This is a genomic window from Streptomyces sp. ISL-43 (assembly GCF_018614195.1).
GTDB lineage: Bacteria > Actinomycetota > Actinomycetes > Streptomycetales > Streptomycetaceae > Streptomyces.
Genome location: NZ_JAGGOT010000022.1, coordinates 72,923 through 90,552, shown reverse-complemented (window position 1 = coordinate 90,552; position 17,630 = coordinate 72,923). Strand labels below are relative to the sequence as shown.

The window sequence follows — 17,630 nt, the reverse complement described above, 5'->3', positions numbered from 1 at the left end:
CGGGGCGGAACCATGGGAAGACCGAGTGGCAACTTGCGAGGATGCACCATGAAGCCTTCCCATCGACCCGTCCGCCGCCGGCTCTTCCTCACCCTGGGAGGCGCGGCCCTGGTCGCGGGGGCCGGCTACGGCGGCAACTTCCTGTGGGTCTACCAGGACCACCGGCGCAGCAACGTCGGAGACCTCGACTTCGCGAACCCGCTGCGGATCCCCGAGCTGCTCCACCCCGAGCCCGTCGGCGGCCGCCGCACCTACCGGCTCGACCTCGCCCCCGGCAGCACCGAGCTGCTCCCCGGCAAGAAGACCGCCACGTGGGGCGCGAACGGCACCTACCTCGCCCCCACCCTGCGGGCCCGCCGCGGCGACCTCATGGCGATGGACGTGCGCAACGGGCTGCCCGAGGCGACCACCCTGCACTGGCACGGCATGCACCTGCCCGCCTCGATGGACGGCGGGCCGCACCAGATGATCCCCGCCGGCGGGACCTGGCGCCCCGAGTGGACCGTGCACCAGCCCGCATCGACCCTCTGGTACCACCCGCACCCGCACGGCTCCACGGGCAGCCACGTGTACCGGGGCGTGGCCGGGATGATGATCCTCGACGACGACGCGTCGGACCGGGCGGGACTGCCCTCCACGTACGGCGTCGACGACATACCCGTGGTGATCCAGGACAAGAACTTCCACGACGACGGATCCCTCGACTTCACCGAGACCCACCTGCAGTCCACGATCGCCGGCGTCGACAACATCGGCGTGCTCGGCGACACCATCCTCGTCAACGGCACCTACAACCCGCACTTCGCCGTCACCACCGGCCGGGTGCGCTTCAGGCTGCTCAACGGCTCCAACGCCCGCGTCTACCGGATCGGCTTCCCCGACGACCGCAGCTTCCACCTGGTCGCCGTCGACAACGGGCTGCTCAAGCGACCCCAGGCCATGACCCGGCTGCGCCTGGGCCCCGGTGAGCGGGCCGAGATCGTCGTGGCCTTCAAGCCCGGCGAGAAGGCGGTGCTGCGCAGCTTCCCGCCCGAGCTGGACTTCGGCTTCCCCACCGACCGCTTCATGGGCAGCGACGACACCTTCGACCTCCTCGAACTGCGGGCCGCGCCGACGCTCGCCGGCTCCCCGGAGCTGCCCACCCGTGTGGACGGCGCCCCGGAGCCCATCGCGGTGCCCGACGGCGCGAAGGTCAGGAAGTTCGATTTCGTCGGCTTCCAGATCAACGGCAAGACCATGGACATGAGCCGCGTGGACGAGGTCGTGCCGGCGGGCGCCACCGAGATCTGGGAGATCGACCGCGGCGACACCTGGATCCACGCCTTCCACCTGCACGGCGCGACCTTCAACGTCATCGACGTGAACGGCCACGAGCCCCCCGCCTACGTCCAGGGCCCCAAGGACACCGTCTACCTGCCGGAGTTCGGCAAGATCCGCCTCGCCGTCCGCTTCGACACCCTCACCGATCCGAAGAAGCCGTACATGTACCACTGCCACGTGCTGTTCCACGAGGACCAGGGAATGATGGGCCAGTTCACCGTCGTGGAGCCCGGCACGGAGAACAGCGCGCCCCGCACGGTCCCCGTGGACCACGCCAACCACTGACGGCTCCGCCCCCACCGTCACACCGATGGCGGCCGCCCCCTCCCGGGAACGGCCGCCATCGTCGTTGGTCGCCGCACGGGCACTCCTGAGGTTGCTCCATCTCCGATTAAGTGTACAGTTCTGTACATGAGTGACACTCTGCCGATCACTGAAGCCCGCGCCCGGTTCGGGTCGCTGGTGCGCCGGGCGTCCCATGCCCGCGAACGCATCACCATCACCGACCACGGGCAGCCGGCGGCCGTGCTCATCAACCCGCAGGAGCTCGCCGACCTGGAGGACGCCCTGGCCCTGGCGCTTTACCGCGAGCGCCAGAGATCCGGAACCGCCACGGCGCCCGTCCCGCATGACGAGGTACGTGCCCGGCTCGGGCTGGAGCGCGGTTGACCTACGCGATCGTTTGGGACGAGGTCGCGATCGACGCGGCCTCACGGTTCCTCAAGGACGACCCGGACGGGTTGCGGCAGCTGATGGACGCCGTCGACCTGCTCGCTGAACAGCCCCGGCCCGAAGGTAGCGCCGAGTACCGCTCTGCCGACCTGCGCCGGATGTACGTCGGGCGCTACCGCGTCATGTACGAGATCACCGAAACCACCGTCACCATCGTGGTGATCCACGTCGGCCGCCTCGGCTGACGGTTCGCGCGAAACGGAAGGGCCGGACCCGGCGGGTCCGGCCCTTCCCGCGTTCCCCGGGTCAGAGCACCAGCCGGATGCCGTACCGGCGCAGCCAGGTGTTCAGCTGGATGGGCAGCTCGACGTTGGCGCGCTTGGCCCAGCGGCTCAGCCCGTCCGGGTCGTCCAGGGTGGCCTGTACCGCGGCCCGGTCGAGCAGCGGCTGCACCGGGGCGTCGGTGTCGGCGAGCAGCTCGCGCATCTCCGTGCGCAGCGCCTTCTCGTAGCCCGGATCCAGGGTCACCGGGTACGGCGTCTTGCGCCGGTCGATGACGCTCTGCGGCAGGACGTGCCGCACGGCGGCCCGCAGCAGGCTCTTCTCGCGGCCGTCGAAGTTCTGCATCTCCCAGGGCAGGTTGTACGCGTACTGCACCAGCCGGTGGTCGCAGTACGGCATCCGCACCTCGAGGCCCACGGCCTTGAACAGCCGCTCGGTGTGGCCGTTCTGGTTCTCCATGAAGTTGGTCAGGTGCACCCAGCACAGCTCGCGCATGTGCTTCTCGTGGTCCGACATCCCCGGCAGGTGCGGGGCCTCGGAGACGGACTCCCGGTAGCGCTGTGCCGCGTACTCCAGCGGCGCCAGCTCCTTGAGCAGCGAGTCCCCGAAGAGTCCGCAGCCCAGGCCGGCGGCGTCGTCGCGGACGACTCCGCGGGCGACCCAGGGGAAGGTGTCCATCGTGCTCTCGACCGGATCGCGGTTCCAGGCGACCCCGTGGAAGAGGGAGTCGGCGGCCTCGCCCGTCAGGACCACCTTCGTCTCGCGCTGCGCCACCGCCTGAGCCAGCAGGTACAGCGAGGTGTTCATGTCGCCGAGCGGGGTCGGGTAGTCCTTGGCCCGCAGCACCGACCAGCGCGCCACCGCGTCGCTCAGCTCCGCGGGGTCCAGCACCACGTCGGTGTGGTCCGTGCCGAGGTGGCGCACCACGTCCGCCGCGTACGGGGCGTCGGGCGACTGGCGGGTGTCGGTCGCCTGGAAGTTCTGCGCGTGCTGCGCGAAGTCCACGGTGAAGGTACGGATGCGCTTGCCGGACTTGCGCAGCTCGGCGTCGGCGAGCCCGACGACCCCGCTGGAGTCCAGGCCGCCCGAGAGCAGGGAGCCGACCGGTGCCTCGGTGCGCAGGTTGCGGGTGATGCTCTCCTCGAGGAGCCCGCGGATGGTGTCGACCGTGGTGTCGAGGTTGTCGGTGTGCTCCGCCGCCTCGATCTCCCACCACTGGGTCTTCGTGATGCCCCCGGCCCGGACCACCAGGTGGTGGCCGGCCCGCAGCCGGTGCATGCCGCGGAACGGGGCGACGTGCGGGGTGCCCGAGTACGTGAAGATCTCCCGCAGGCCCTCCGCGTCGACCTCCGGCTGCACCAGCGGGTGGGCGAGGATCGCCTTCGCCTCGGAGCCGAACACGATGCCCGTGGGGGTCGGGTAGTAGAAGAGCGGCTCGACCCCCAGACGGTCGCGGACCAGGAAGAGTTGCTCGGACCTGGCGTCCCACACCACGCCCGCGAAAGTGCCCTCCAAGTGCTCCGCGGCCGCCGGACCCCACTCCAGGAAGGCGTGCAGCAGGGTCTCGGTGTCGCCGCCCGCACGGAAGCGGTGCCCGCGCGAGGAGAGTTCCGCGCGCAGCTCCTCGTGGTTGAGGATCGAGCCGCTGTGGGCGGCCACCGCGATCGTCCTGCCGTCGTGCTCCAGGGCGACCGGCTGCCGCCCGCCGTCGAGGTCGAAGACCGCGAGGCGGCGGTGCCCGAGGGCGGCCCGCGGCCCCACCCAGACGCCCTCGCCGTCCGGCCCGCGCAGAGCCATCGTCGAGGTCATGGCCAGGATGGTGCTGCGCTCCCGGGTGAGATCCCGGGCGAAGTCCACCCAGCCGGTAATTCCAGACATGATCACTCCATCGCTTCGGTCAGGCTGTTGAGTCCGACAGGGCCCGGCGGGCGCCTAGCGGGCGAGCACCCGGGCCAGTACGCCGGCCAGCACCGCGGCCGCTCCGGCGTGCGGACCCGGCGAGCGCCAGGCCACCACTCCGTCGGGGCGCACCAGGACGGCGCCCTCCCGGCCGACCCCGTAGGCGGTGTTCCAGGACTCGCCCGGGTCGGCCAGGCCGTCCTCGCCGAACCTGCGCACGTCGAGGGTGACGCCCAGCTGACGGGCCGCCTCCCGGCCGGCCTCCGCCCACGCCTGAGCACCGGTGCCCGCGACCAGCACGAGGTCCTTGGTGAACAGGTCGATGGCCGAGACGGGACGTCCGCCCTGCTCCAGGACGACGTGCGGGGCGCGCGTGCCGGGCCGCCCGTCCGGGTGGGGGTTCCACACCCCCTCCGGGCCGCCGTCCCCGTCCGACGCGACCACGGCGGCGGAACGGTACCGGCCGCCGAACCAGATCTCGGTGTCGGCGTGGATCGCCGGGTTGCTCGGCGCGGGCTCCTTGTCGGCGAGCCTCGGCCGGTCCTGGGAGCGCAGCACGGCCTGTTCCACGGTGGCCGCGCCGACCGGGCGGCGCTCGGCGTCGTAGCTGTCCAGCAGGCCCGGTCCGGCCTGGCCGGAGAGGACCGCGGCCAGCTTCCACGCCAGGTTGTGCGCGTCCTGCACACCCGTGTTGGAGCCGAAGGCCCCGCTGGGCGGCATGACGTGGGCCGCGTCGCCGACGACGAACACCCGGCCGGAGCCGAACGATTCGGCCCAGCGGCCCGCGGCCTCCCACGGCATGGCACCGACCACCTTGACGTCCAGGTCGGGCACACCGGCGGCGGCCCGCACCAGTTCCCGGCAGCGCTCCTCGGTGAAGGTCTCCGGGGCCTCGGCCGCCGGGTCGAAGGTCACGTGGAGCAGCCAGCGCCGGGCGTTGTCCAGGGGCATCAGCGCACCCCGGACGGCGTCGTTGAAGGTGTAGCACATGATGAACCGGCGCTCGCCGAGCTGTTCGGCGAGGTCGGCCTCGAAGTGGATGTTGAGGAAGTGCCCGGTCGTGCCGGGCCCCTCCACGCCGATGCCCAGCTGCGCGCGGACCGGACTGGCCGGACCGTCGGCCGCGACCAGGTAGTCGGCGGTGACGATGCTGGTCTCGCCGGTATCCCGGTCGCGCAGCTCGGCGGTGATGCCGTGCTCGCCGTCCTCGTGGCGGAAGGAGACCAGCTCGGTGCCGTAGCGGAAGCGCGAGCCGAGCTCCTCGGCGCGCTCGCGGATCACCGGCTCGAACTCGTCCTGGTGGCACAGGCACCAGCCGGTCGGCGTCAGCCGGCTCAGGTCGGTCCTGACGTCCATGAAGTACTGCTCGTGGAGCGCGCCGAGCTGGTGTCCGGCGAGCGACTGCGCGGCGTACACCCCGCTGTTGCCGGCCAGGGCGCGCGCCGACTCGGTGGCGCGGACCCGGTCCTCGATGCCGACCGACCGCATCAGCTCCATGGCCCGGGGGTTGATCCCCCGGGCGCGCGGGTGCGGGGACATGCCCCGGTGGCGTTCCACCACGAGGCAGGGCACCTCGTGCCAGGCCAGGAACAGGGCGGTGGACAGTCCGGCCAGTCCGGCACCTACCACCAGTACGGGCGTGTGCTGTTGCTTACCGGACACACCAAACCTCCCTCTGCACGGACTCGCGGACGATTCGGACCATGCGGTCAGGGTGCGGGCGGCAGGTCGAAGCCCGATCGAGGGAGGCTGGAAGGTGCGTCGAAGGGTGCGTCAGTAGCGGTAGTGGTCCGGCTTGTACGGGCCCGCCGGGTCCACGCCGATGTACGCGGCCTGCTCGGGGCGCAGGGTCGTCAGCTTCACCCCGAGGGCGTCGAGGTGCAGGCGGGCGACCTTCTCGTCGAGGTGCTTGGGGAGCACGTAGACGTCGGTGGGGTACTCGGCCGGCTTGGTGAAGAGCTCGATCTGGGCCAGGGTCTGGTCCGCGAAGGAGTTCGACATGACGAAGGACGGGTGACCGGTGGCGTTGCCGAGGTTCAGCAGGCGGCCCTCGGAGAGGACGATGAGGACCTTGCCGTCGGGGAACTTCCAGGTGTGGACCTGGGGCTTGACCTCGTCCTTGACGATGCCCTCGACGGCCGCGAGGCCGGCCATGTCGATCTCGTTGTCGAAGTGGCCGATGTTGCCGACGATGGCCTGGTGCTTCATCTTGGCCATGTCCGAGGCCATGATGATGTCCTTGTTGCCGGTCGTGGTGATGAAGATGTCGGCCGTCTCGACGACGTCGTCGAGGGTGGCGACCTGGTAGCCGTCCATCGCGGCCTGCAGGGCGCAGATCGGGTCGATCTCGGTGACGATGACGCGGGCGCCCTGGCCGCGCAGGGACTCCGCGGAGCCCTTGCCGACGTCGCCGTAGCCGCAGACGACGGCGACCTTGCCGCCGATCAGGACGTCGGTGGCGCGGTTGATGCCGTCGATCAGGGAGTGGCGGCAGCCGTACTTGTTGTCGAACTTCGACTTCGTCACGGCGTCGTTCACGTTGATCGCCGGGAACAGCAGCGCGCCGGCCTGCTGCATCTCGTACAGGCGGTGGACGCCCGTCGTGGTCTCCTCGGTGACGCCGCGGATCTCGGACGCCAGCTCGGTCCACTTCAGGGACGTGCCGTGCAGCAGTTCCAGGACCACGCGCATCTCGTCGTTCTCGGCGGTCGAGGGGTCGGGGATGCTTCCGGCCTTCTCGTACTCGACGCCCTTGTGGACCAGGAGGGTGGCGTCGCCGCCGTCGTCCAGGATCATGTTGGGACCGGTGGCGTCCGGCCAGGTCAGCGCCTGCTCGGTGCACCACCAGTACTCCTCCAGCGTCTCGCCCTTCCAGGCGAAGACCGGGATGCCGGCGGCGGCGACGGCGGCCGCCGCGTGGTCCTGGGTGGAGAAGATGTTGCACGAGACCCAGCGCACGTCCGCGCCCAGGGCGACGAGCGTCTCGATCAGGACGGCCGTCTGCACGGTCATGTGCAGGGAGCCGGTGATCCGGGCCCCGGCCAGCGGCTGCGCGGCCGCGTACTCGCGGCGGATGGACATCAGGCCGGGCATCTCGTGCTCGGCGAGGGTGATCTCCTTGCGCCCGAAGGCGGCGAGGGAAAGGTCGGCGACCTTGAAGTCGGAGAACGGCTCAGCGGACATGCAAACCCCTGTTGCTCTGTGTCTGACGGTGGATGTCAAGGCTCGCCGTGGAGCGGTTGAGCGTGATGTAGTGCAGGCCCGGAGCGCCTTCGGCGAGCAGCCGGTCGGCCATGGCCGTGGCGTACTCGACCCCGACGCGGTGTGCTTCGGCCGGGTCCTCGCGGGCGGCCTCCAGCCGGTGCGCGAGCTCCTCCGGGAAGGCCGCGTTGCTCAGCTCCGCGAAGCGGCGGATCTGGCGGACGTCGGTGGCGGGCATGATCTCCGGGATGATCGGGGTGTCGCAGCCGGCGGCCGCGACCCGGTCCCGGAACCTCAGGTAGTCCTCGACGTCGAAGAACATCTGGGTGACCGCGTAGTCGGCGCCCGCCCGGCACTTCTCGACGAAGTGGCGGACCTCCTCGTCCCAGCCCGAGGACCGGGGGTGGAGTTCGGGGAAGGCCGCCACGCCCACGCTGAAGTCACCCAGCTCCCGGATGAGGGAGACCAGCTCGTGGGCGTACCGCAGCCCCTGCGGGTGCGGCTCCCACGGACCCCGCGGATCGCCCGGCGGGTCCCCGCGCAGGGCGAGGACGTCGCGGACTCCCGCGTCGGCGTACTGGCCGATGATCCGGCGCAGTTCGCCGACGGAGTGGCCGACGGCGGTCAGGTGGGCGACCGGGCGCAGCGTGGTCTCGGCGGCGATCCGCTTGGTGATCTCGACCGTACGGTCGCGCGAGGACCCGCCGGCGCCGTACGTGACGGAGACGAAGGTCGGGTTGAGGGACTCCACCCGGCGCAGGGCGTTCCACAGGGTGCGTTCCCCCGCGGCCGTCTTGGGCGGGAAGAACTCGAAGGAGAACGACCGGTCGCCCCGCAGGAGGGTGTCGCGCAGCACGCTCATCGTCGGCCTCCGGCATTGAAGTAGCTGGCTTCTGGGTGGTGGACGACGATGGCGTCGGTGGACTGCTCCGGGTGGAGCTGGAACTCCTCGGAGAGGTGGACCCCGATCCGCTCGGGCTTCAGGAGCTCGGCGATCTTCGCGCGGTCCTCCAGATCGGGACAGGCCGGATAGCCGAAGGAGTAGCGGCAGCCCTGGTACTCGGTGCGCAGCATCCCGTCGAGCGAGCGCGGGTCCTGTCCCGAGATGCCCAGCTCGGCGCGTACCCGCGCGTGCCAGTACTCGGCGAGGGCCTCCGCCAGCTGCACGGACAGGCCGTGCAGTTCGAGGTAGTCGCGGTAGGAGTCGGACTCGAACAGCTTGGCCGTGGCCTCGCCGATCCTCGATCCGACGGTGACGATCTGGAGGCCGATCACGTCGGCCTCGCCGGACTCCTCGGGCTTGAAGAAGTCCGAGAGGCACAGGAACCTTCCGCGCGGCTGCCGGGGAAAGGAGAAGCGGGTCAGTTCCGCGCCCACGTCGTCGAGGATGATCAGGTCGTCGCCTTTGGAGACGCACGGGTAGTAGCCGTGGACCACGGCGGCTTCCAGCAGGTTCTCCGTCTGGAGGCGGTCGAGCAGCCCGCGCAGGCGCGGGCGGCCCTCGCTCTCCACCAGCTCCTCGTACGAGGGTCCGCCGCGGGCCTGCTTCAGCCCCCACTGGCCCTTGAACAGGGCGTCCTCGTCCAGCCAGGACGCGTACTCCTTGAGCGCGATGCCCTTGACCACCCGGCTGCCCCAGAACGGGGGAGCGGGGACGGCGTTGTCGGTGGCCACGTCGGAGCGGGAGGGGGCCTCGGGCTCGGGCGCCAGGACCGCGGTGGTGGCCGCGGACTTCACCCGGCGCTGCTTGAGCGGGGGCAGGCTCACTCCGGGGACTCCGCGTTTGACTCCCATGAGGGCGTCCATGAGGCGCAGGCCTTCGAAGGCGTCGCGGGCGTAGCGGACCTCGCCCTCGTAGATCTCGTGGAGGTCCTGTTCGACGTAGGCGCGGGTCAGGGCGGCGCCGCCGAGGATGACCGGGTAGTCGGCCGCCAGCTTGCGCTGGTTGAGCTCCTCCAGGTTCTCCTTCATGATCACCGTCGATTTCACGAGGAGGCCCGACATGCCGATGACGTCGGCCTTGTGCTCCTGCGCGGCTTCGAGGATCGCGGAGACCGGCTGCTTGATGCCGATGTTGACCACGTTGTAGCCGTTGTTGGTCAAGATGATGTCGACGAGGTTCTTGCCGATGTCGTGGACATCACCGCGGACGGTCGCCAGGACGATGGTGCCCTTGCCGTCGTCGTCGGTCTTCTCCATGTGCGGTTCCAGATGGGCGACCGCCGTCTTCATCACCTCGGCGGACTGCAGCACGAACGGCAACTGCATCTGCCCGGACCCGAACAGCTCACCGACGACCTTCATACCCTCAAGCAGGGTGTCGTTGACGATCTCCAGCGCGGGCCGGGTCTGCAGGGCCTCGTCGAGGTCGGCCTCCAGACCGTTCTTCTCACCGTCGATGATCCGACGCTGCAAACGCTCGTCCAACGGCAACGCGAGGAGCTCCTCGGCACGGCCGTCCTTCATCGACTTCGTGTTGACGCCGTCGAACAGCTCCATGAGCTTCTGCAGCGGGTCGTAACCCTCGGCGCGCCGGTCGTAGACCAGGTCGAGGGCGACCTTGACCTGCTCCTCCTCCAGGCGGGCGATCGGCAGGATCTTGCTCGCGTGGACGATCGCCGAGTCGAGGCCGGCCTTGACGCATTCGTCGAGGAAGACCGAGTTCAAGACGATGCGGGCGGCAGGGTTGAGGCCGAAGGAGATGTTCGACAGGCCCAGGGTCGTCTGGACGTCCGGGTGGCGGCGCTTGAGCTCGCGGATCGACTCGATCGTCGCGATGCCGTCCTTGCGGGACTCCTCCTGACCCGTGCAGATCGTGAAGGTGAGGGTGTCGATGAGGATGTCCGACTCGTGCACCCCCCAGTTCGCCGTCAGGTTGTCGATGAGCCGCTCGGCGATGGCGACCTTGGCCTCGACCGTGCGAGCCTGACCCTCCTCGTCGATGGTCAGCGCGATGAGCGCGGCGCCGTGCTCGACGGCCAGCTTCGCGACCTGGGCGAACCGGGACTCCGGGCCGTCGCCGTCCTCGAAGTTGACGGAGTTGATGACGGCGCGGCCGCCCAGCTTCTCCAGACCGGCCCGCAGGACCGGAACCTCCGTGGAGTCCAGAACGATCGGCAGGGTGGAGGCGGTGGCGAAGCGGCCGGCCAGTTCTTCCATGTCGGCGACGCCGTTGCGGCCCACGTAGTCCACGCACAGGTCCAGCAGGTGCGCGCCCTCGCGGATCTGGTCGCGGGCCATCTCCACGCAGTCGTCCCAGCGGGCCTCCAGCATGGCGTCGCGGAACTTCTTCGACCCGTTGGCGTTCGTCCGCTCACCGATCGCCAGGTACGAGGCGTCCTGCCGGAACGGGACCGTGGAGTAGAGCGAGGACGCGCCCGGTTCCGGCCGCGGATCGCGGGCCCCGGGGGCGAGGCCCCGTACCCGTTCCACCACGGCCTTCATGTGCTCGGGAGTGGTGCCGCAGCAGCCGCCGACCAGGGAGAGCCCGTAGTCCCGTACGAAGCCGTCCTGCGCGTCCGCGAGCTCGCTCGCGGAGAGCGGGTAGTGCGCGCCGTTCTTGCCCAGGACCGGCAGGCCGGCGTTGGGCATGCAGGAGATCGGGATGCGGGAGTTCCGTGCGAGGTAGCGCAGGTGCTCGCTCATCTCCGCGGGGCCGGTCGCGCAGTTCAGGCCGATCATGTCGATGCCCAGCGGCTCCAGCGCCGTCAGCGCGGCGCCGATCTCCGAGCCGAGGAGCATCGTGCCGGTCGTCTCGACCGTCACGGAGCAGATCAGCGGAACGGAGACACCCAGCGCCTCCATGGCGCGGCGGGCACCCACGATGGAGGACTTCGTCTGCAGCAGGTCCTGGGTCGTCTCCACCAGCAGCGCGTCCGCGCCGCCGGCGATCAGGCCTTCGGCGCTGGTCTGGTACGCGTCGCGGATCGTCGCGTAATCGATGTGGCCGAGGGTGGGGAGCTTGGTGCCGGGGCCCATGGACCCCAGGACCCACCGCTGCTGCCCCGTCGAGACGGTGAACTCGTCCGCGACCTCGCGGGCGATCCGGGCACCCGCCACCGACAGCTCGTGGTTGCGCTCCGCGATGTCGTACTCGGCCAGCGCCGCGTAGTTCGTGCCGAACGTGTTGGTCTCCACACAGTCCACGCCCGCCGCGAAGTACTCCCGGTGCACGTTCGCCACGATGTCCGGACGCGTCACGTTCAAGACCTCGTTACAGCCCTCCAGCTGCTCGAAGTCCTCCATGCTCGGGTCCTGCGCCTGCAGCATCGTCCCCATCGCCCCGTCGGCCACCACCACACGCGAGGCGAGCGCCTCGCGCAGGGCCGCGACCCGGGACTGCTGGTCCCGCGCCATCACAGCGCCCGCAGGTGGGGGACGAGGCGCTCGACCGCGTCGGCGCCGTAGCCGGCGGAGAGCCGGTCCAGGAGCGCCCCGGCATCGAGCTCGTACTCCTGGGTGCCGCGGGACTCCAGGGCCAGCGCCGCCACCCCGCTGCCCAGCCGGGCCGCGTCCTCGTGGCCGAGACCCCAGGCCAGCGCGGCCAGGAATCCCGAACGGAAGGCGTCGCCCGCACCGGTCGGGTCCACCGTCTCCACGGAGGGCAGCGGGGGAATGCTCAGCGGCGCCGCGTCGGCGCCCGTGACGAGCGCGCCCTTGGAGCCGTGCGTGGTGACCCAGGTTCCGACGCGGTCCAGGATCTGCCGCTCGGTCCAGCCGGAGCGCTCCTGGATGAGCACGGACTCGTACGCGTTGGTGAACAGGTAGAGCGGGCCGTCGAGCAGCGCCCGGACCTCGTCCCGCTCCAGCCGGGCCAGCTGCTGCGAGGGGTCGGCGACGAACGGGATGCCCAGTTCGACGCAGTCCCTGGTGTGGCGCAGCATGGCCGCCGGGTCGTTGGGGGAGACGACGACGAGGTCGACGGCACCGGTGCGCCGGACGAGTTCGCCCAGGTCGATCTCGTGCGCCTCGGCCATCGCACCGGCGTAGAAGAAGCCGATCTGGTTCTGCTCGGTGTCGGAGGCGCACACGAAGCGGGCGGTGTGCAGGGTCTCGCTGATGCGCACGCCGTCGGTGTCGACACCGTGCGCCTTGAGCCAGAGCTGGTGGTCGGAGAAGTCCACCCCGGCGGCACCGGCCAGCAGCGGCGACAGGCCGAGCGAGCCGAGCCCGAAGGCGATGTTGGCGGCGACGCCGCCGTGGCGGATCTCGAGTTCGTCCGTCAGCAGCGAGAGCGAGATCTTGTCCAGCTGCTCAGGGATGAGCTGATCGGAGAATTTCCGGGGAAAGGCCATCAGATGATCTGTGGCGATCGAACCTGTCACTGCGATACGCATCTCTGCTCTCCTCTGCCGGCACGGGGTGGCGGCCGCGTGTCGCTCGTCGGGGCGGCTTCAGAGTCCGGCGACCTTGCGCAGCTGCTCCGCGCGGTCGGTGCGTTCCCAGGTGAAGTCCGGCAGTTCGCGGCCGAAGTGGCCGTAGGCGGCGGTTTGGGCGTAGATCGGGCGGAGCAGGTCGAGGTCGCGGATGATCGCGGCGGGACGCAGGTCGAAGACCTGGCCGATGGCGTCCTCGATCTTCTGCACGTCCACCTTGTGGGTGCCGAAGGTCTCGACGAAGAGGCCGACGGGCTCGGCCTTGCCGATGGCGTAGGCGACCTGGACCTCGCAGCGCGAGGCCAGGCCCGCGGCGACGACGTTCTTGGCGACCCAGCGCATGGCGTAGGCGGCGGAACGGTCGACCTTGGACGGGTCCTTGCCGGAGAAGGCGCCGCCGCCGTGGCGGGCCATGCCGCCGTAGGTGTCGATGATGATCTTGCGGCCGGTCAGACCGGCGTCGCCCATCGGGCCGCCGATCTCGAAACGCCCGGTCGGGTTGACCAGCAGCCGGTAGCCCTCGGTCTCCAGCTTGATGCCGTCCTTCGCCAGCTGGGCGAGGACGTGCTCGACGACGAACTCGCGGATGTCCGGGATGAGGAGGGCCTCGAGGTCGATGTCGGACGAGTGCTGCGAGGAGATGACGACGGTGTCGAGGCGGACGGCCTTGTCGCCGTCGTACTCGATGGTGACCTGGGTCTTGCCGTCGGGACGCAGGTAGGGGACGGTCCCGTCCTTGCGGACCTCGGCCAGCCGGCGCGAGAGCCGGTGCGCGATGTGGATGGGCAGCGGCATCAGCTCGGGGGTCTCGTCGGTGGCGTAGCCGAACATGAGGCCCTGGTCGCCGGCGCCCTGCTTGTCGAGCTCGTCCTCATCGCCCTCGACGCGCTGCTCGTAAGCGGTGTCGACGCCCTGCGCGATGTCCGGGGACTGCGCGCCGATGGACACCGACACGCCGCAGGAGGCGCCGTCGAAGCCCTTGGCGGAGGAGTCGTAGCCGATGTCCAGGATCGCCTCGCGGACGAGGGCGGGGATATCGGCGTAGGCGCTGGTGGTGACCTCGCCGGCCACGTGCACCTGGCCGGTGGTGATCAGGGTTTCCACGGCGACACGGGCCGTGGCGTCGTCCCGCAGGATCGCGTCGAGGATGGTGTCGCTGATCCTGTCGGCGATCTTGTCGGGGTGGCCTTCGGTCACGGACTCCGAGGTGAACAGGCGCAGGGACACGGACCCTCCAAAAGGGAAGCCAACGGGCTTTGTCGGTCGGGCCAGGGTGGAGGCCCGCTCTTCAAAGTGACTCGAAGGCTGCTGAAGCCCGCACCACGCACGAGACCCCGGATCCGAGCGCGGTGCGCTCGGATCCGGGGTCCGCGGCCGAAGGGCAGCGCCCGGTGGGTCAGCTCTCGGCGGTACGGACCGCCTGCGGCGCCCCGTCCACGGCTCCGTCGGCCTGGGCGGGCAGGCCGGCGTCCTCGTCGTCGGCCCACTCGGGCTCCCGGGGCCGCTGCGGCAGCAGGAACGTCAGCAGGAAGCCCAGGACGATGATGCCCACTTCGTACCAGAGCACCTTGCCGGTGGCCTTGGCGTAGCCCTCCTCGCGCGCCTTCTCGGACGCCTGGGCCAGCACCTTGCCGACCTGCTCCGCCGCGCCGGCGGGTACAGCGCTCTCGGGGACGATCTGCTTGCAGGCCTCGGGCACGTTGCCCGTATCGCCCTCCTCGGCGCTCGCCTTCGCACAGGCACGGAAGTTGACCGCGATCTGTTCCTGCGCGGGTGCCGCCACCCCGACGGCGGCGAGCTCCTTGCGCAGCTGTGGCAGCGCGGCGTCCGCGCCCGGCACCGCCTGCGAGGTGAGCAGGTTGAAGAAGAGCACGCCGATCACGGCGACACCGGCCGCCGCGCCCAGCTGGTCGGCGGTGCTGAGGACGCCCGAGCCGGAGCCCGCGTGCTCCACCGGCACCCCGCCGAGGACGATGTCCACGACCGGGGAGATGACGAAGCCGAGGCCGAGGCCGAGCACCGCGAGCGAGGGGGCCAGGTCCCAGCCGCCCACGTCGGCGCCGTAGTGGTTGATGGTCCAGATCAGGGCGACCATGCCGACACCCATGATCACCATGCCGATGCTGAGCACCTTCCGGCCCATCTTGAGCGCGAGCACCGCGGAGAAGGAAGCGGTGATCATCGCGCCGAAGGAGAACGGGATGGTGGCCAGACCGGAGGCCAGCGGCGAGAAGCCGAGGCCGACCTGGAGGTACAGGGTGAAGGGGAAGAACAGACCGGCGATGATCGCGAAGAAGCTCAGCATCACCACGAGGCCGGCCACGAAGGACCGCTCCTTGAAGAGGCTGGGCTCCACGAGCGCCGAGCCGTCCCGGGCCGACTTGCGGACCTCGTACACGCCGAAGACGACGAAGAGCGGGACGGAGCAGGCCATCGCGATGAAGGTCCAGGCGGGCCAGCCGGATTCGGCGCCCTGGATCAGCGGGAACAGCAGCGCCAGCAGGGCGGTCGTGATCAGCGCGACGCCGACCAGGTCGAGCCGCTTGATGTGCTCGGAGCGGGACTCGCGCACGTACATCGCGACACCGATCAGAGCGGCGATGCCGATCGGCACGTTGACCAGGAAGATCGGGCGCCAGGTCCAGCCGAACAGGTCCGCGTTGACCAGTACGCCACCGAGCAGCGGGCCGATCATCGCGGCGATGCCGGACAGCGCGCCGAACAGGCCGAAGACGGCAGCCCGCTCCTTCGGCGGGAACGCCACCTGGAAGATGGACAGGCCCTGCGTCATCACCATGGCGCCGCCGAAGCCCTGGAGCACACGGGCCGCGATCAGCATCTCGGTGCTCTGCGCGATGCCGCACAGCAGTGAGGCCAGCACGAACGAGATGATGCCCGCGGTGAGCAGCCGTTTGCGCCCGAGCATGTCGCCGATGCGGCCGACGGTGATCAGGCTGAGGGCGAAGGTGAGGGTGTAGGCGGCGGCCACCCACTGCAGCGCCGCCTTGCCCGCTCCCAGGTCCGTCTGGAGCACGGGGAGTGCCACATTGACGATCGTCGTGTCGATCAGGTCGAGGGCGATGGCCACGAGAATCACGGTGGCAGCACGCCACCGTTGCGGATCGGGCTCCTTCACCCCTTCTGGGTACGGCTTGTTGTCCGCGTCGGTCACGGTGGCTCTCCTTGATAGACGGGTGGCCGCGAGCATTGTGGCGAGGTCTGCTCGAGGCCCGCTAGAGAGCGGGAACCGCCCTGTTCCAGCCGTACTCGCGCACCCCGCGGCGTCCGGCTCCATCGGGAGTCGAGGAGCTCTGCGGACCATGCCCGGGGCAGCGGCGCGGGCCGCTCCGGAAGGGGTTGCGCGGACATGAGGCTGTACCTGCTGAGGCTGGGCGTCATCGCCGGACTGGAGGCGCCGGTGCCCGGCTACCTGATCCGTACCGACGACGGTGTGAACGTCCTGGTCGACACGGGCGCCCCCGTCGACCCGTCGCCCGACGCCCGCATCAAGGTGGCCGCCGGCCAGGACGTGGTGACCACGCTCGCGGCCCTCGGGCTGGGCTCCGACGACATCTCGTACGTGGTCTGCTCGCACCTGGACCCCGACCACGCGGGCTTCCACGCGTCCTTCCCCGGCGCCGAGTTCGTCATCCAGCGCGAGCACTACGAGCTGGCCCGGTCCGGAACCGACCCCCGCCTCACGGCCTCCAGCGGCCTGTGGGACCTCCCGGGCCTGAACTACCGGACCGTCGAGGGCGACACCGAGCTCCTGCCCGGCATCGAGCTGCTGGAATCCGGCGGCCACGTCCCCGGCCACCAGTCGGTGCTCGTGCGCCTGCCCGAGACGGGCCCGGTGCTGCTGGCCGTCGACGCGATCCCCATGGCCATCGCCATGGACCCCGACAACCGGCCGGTCTTCCCGTTCGACCAGGACGAGAAGTCGGTCCGGGAGAGCACGCGCAAGCTCGTCGCGATCGCCCGCGAGGAGAACGCCCTGATCGTGCACGGCCACGACGCCAAGCAGTGGGAGTCGCTGCGCGTCGCCCCCGAGTACTACGCGTAGGAGGAGAGTGGACATGAGCGGCGAACGCATTCGCGTGGTCATCTACCTCCGCGCGCCCGAGGGCGAGGCGCACCTGCTGGAGAAGACGTACCGCGAGATCAGCTGGGTGCGCGGCGAGGGCGCGGGCACCCGGATCGAGGGCCTGATCCGCAGCGAGCTGCTGCGGGACGTCGACCGGCCCGGGGAGTACCTGCTGCACAGCGAGTGGGAGACCCTCGAGCACTACCGCACCTGGCAGTTCGGGCCCGACCACAAGGACAACCCCTCCGTGCTGCGGCCCTACCAGGACCGCTCCCGCGGACGGCACTACGCCGTGTACGGCATCACGTCCGAGGACTGACGACCGACCCCGCGTACGAGCGAAGGCCGCCCGAGGACCTCCCCGGGCGGCCTTCGCGTCAGGCGGCGTCAGCTGACGGGTTCCGCCGGCTCCACGGGCGCCTCCCACACGACCAGCATGAGCGCGCCCTGCTCGGTGCGCGGCGCGTGCACGCTGCCCGGCGGCATGACGAGCATCGAATGTGCCGGGTGGCGGCCGTCCTCGGTGATCAGCTCCCCCTCCAGCACCATGATGATCTCGTAACTGGTGTGCCGGTGCGGGGCCGCGCTGGCACCGGGGTGGTAGCGGACCAGGGAGGCGGCGGAGCCGCCCGGCCCGGTCTGCGCGGTCGTGTAGAGCGGGAACACCTCCACACCGACCCTGCCGTCGGCGGTCGTCGGCGTGAACTTCAGCTTCCGCTCCAACTCGCCGGGCCGGTCCAGGCCCTCGATCAGCAGCGGAGCGGCCGAGGCCGGGTCGTTCTGCGTCACCGTCATGG

The 17,630-nt window shown here is 70.4% G+C and carries 14 protein-coding genes; 5 read left to right on the top strand and 9 right to left on the bottom strand.

Annotation, left to right across the window (positions count from 1 at the left end):
• Positions 1–48: 48 nt before the first annotated feature.
• The 3 genes from J7F03_RS12530 to J7F03_RS12520 all read left to right on the top strand — a co-directional run bounded on the left by J7F03_RS12530 (position 49) and on the right by J7F03_RS12520 (position 2,237).
• Positions 49–1,605, top strand: coding sequence for a multicopper oxidase family protein (locus J7F03_RS12530; protein WP_214948876.1), 1,557 nt, complete (start codon positions 49–51; stop codon positions 1,603–1,605).
• Between the two features lie 126 nt (positions 1,606–1,731).
• Entirely contained in the window at positions 1,732–1,989 is a 258-nt protein-coding gene (locus tag J7F03_RS12525; protein ID WP_214948874.1) for a type II toxin-antitoxin system Phd/YefM family antitoxin, read from the top strand.
• Positions 1,986–2,237 carry a type II toxin-antitoxin system RelE/ParE family toxin gene (locus tag J7F03_RS12520; RefSeq protein WP_214948873.1) on the top strand — a complete coding sequence of 84 codons (252 nt, stop codon included), beginning with the start codon at positions 1,986–1,988 and terminating at the stop codon, positions 2,235–2,237. Before J7F03_RS12525 ends, J7F03_RS12520 begins: the two co-directional genes overlap by 4 nt.
• A gap of 61 nt (positions 2,238–2,298) precedes the next feature.
• Here the strand turns inward: J7F03_RS12520 and asnB are convergent, their stop codons facing one another.
• From asnB to J7F03_RS12480, 8 genes are all read right to left on the bottom strand, one after another.
• Complete coding sequence (gene asnB / locus J7F03_RS12515) at positions 2,299–4,152, bottom strand: asparagine synthase (glutamine-hydrolyzing) (RefSeq protein WP_214948872.1); 1,854 nt, start codon at positions 4,150–4,152, stop codon at positions 2,299–2,301.
• A gap of 54 nt (positions 4,153–4,206) precedes the next feature.
• Positions 4,207–5,835 (bottom strand): FAD-dependent monooxygenase, encoded by a 1,629-nt coding sequence (locus J7F03_RS12510; protein WP_214948871.1) that lies wholly within the window; start codon positions 5,833–5,835, stop codon positions 4,207–4,209.
• Between the two features lie 111 nt (positions 5,836–5,946).
• A complete protein-coding gene (gene ahcY / locus J7F03_RS12505; RefSeq protein ID WP_214948870.1) occupies positions 5,947–7,356 on the bottom strand; it encodes an adenosylhomocysteinase in 1,410 nt (469 codons plus the stop codon).
• Entirely contained in the window at positions 7,346–8,236 is an 891-nt protein-coding gene (gene metF / locus J7F03_RS12500) for a methylenetetrahydrofolate reductase [NAD(P)H] (RefSeq protein ID WP_214948869.1), read from the bottom strand. Before metF ends, ahcY begins: the two co-directional genes overlap by 11 nt.
• Positions 8,233–11,730 carry a methionine synthase gene (metH, locus tag J7F03_RS12495; RefSeq protein ID WP_214948868.1) on the bottom strand — a complete coding sequence of 1,166 codons (3,498 nt, stop codon included), beginning with the start codon at positions 11,728–11,730 and terminating at the stop codon, positions 8,233–8,235. Before metH ends, metF begins: the two co-directional genes overlap by 4 nt.
• Positions 11,730–12,710 (bottom strand): carbohydrate kinase family protein, encoded by a 981-nt coding sequence (locus tag J7F03_RS12490; protein WP_214948867.1) that lies wholly within the window; start codon positions 12,708–12,710, stop codon positions 11,730–11,732. Before J7F03_RS12490 ends, metH begins: the two co-directional genes overlap by 1 nt.
• A gap of 57 nt (positions 12,711–12,767) precedes the next feature.
• Positions 12,768–13,976: a methionine adenosyltransferase gene (gene metK, locus J7F03_RS12485; RefSeq protein WP_214948864.1), complete on the bottom strand. Its 1,209-nt coding sequence runs from the start codon at positions 13,974–13,976 to the stop codon at positions 12,768–12,770.
• A 169-nt stretch (positions 13,977–14,145) separates the two neighbouring features.
• Complete coding sequence (locus J7F03_RS12480) at positions 14,146–15,921, bottom strand: MFS transporter (RefSeq protein WP_214948862.1); 1,776 nt, start codon at positions 15,919–15,921, stop codon at positions 14,146–14,148.
• 195 nt (positions 15,922–16,116) lie between these two features.
• Between J7F03_RS12480 and J7F03_RS12475 the strand changes: the two genes are divergently transcribed.
• Together J7F03_RS12475 and J7F03_RS12470 are read left to right on the top strand one after the other, a co-directional pair.
• On the top strand, positions 16,117–16,812 hold the full coding sequence (locus J7F03_RS12475; RefSeq protein WP_214948861.1) for an N-acyl homoserine lactonase family protein: 696 nt from the start codon (positions 16,117–16,119) through the stop codon (positions 16,810–16,812).
• Between the two features lie 13 nt (positions 16,813–16,825).
• On the top strand, positions 16,826–17,152 hold the full coding sequence (locus J7F03_RS12470; protein ID WP_214948859.1) for an antibiotic biosynthesis monooxygenase: 327 nt from the start codon (positions 16,826–16,828) through the stop codon (positions 17,150–17,152).
• 68 nt (positions 17,153–17,220) lie between these two features.
• Here the strand turns inward: J7F03_RS12470 and J7F03_RS12465 are convergent, their stop codons facing one another.
• Positions 17,221–17,628, bottom strand: a complete 408-nt coding sequence (locus J7F03_RS12465) for a cupin domain-containing protein (protein WP_214948857.1) — start codon at positions 17,626–17,628, stop codon at positions 17,221–17,223.
• Positions 17,629–17,630 lie beyond the last annotated feature (2 nt).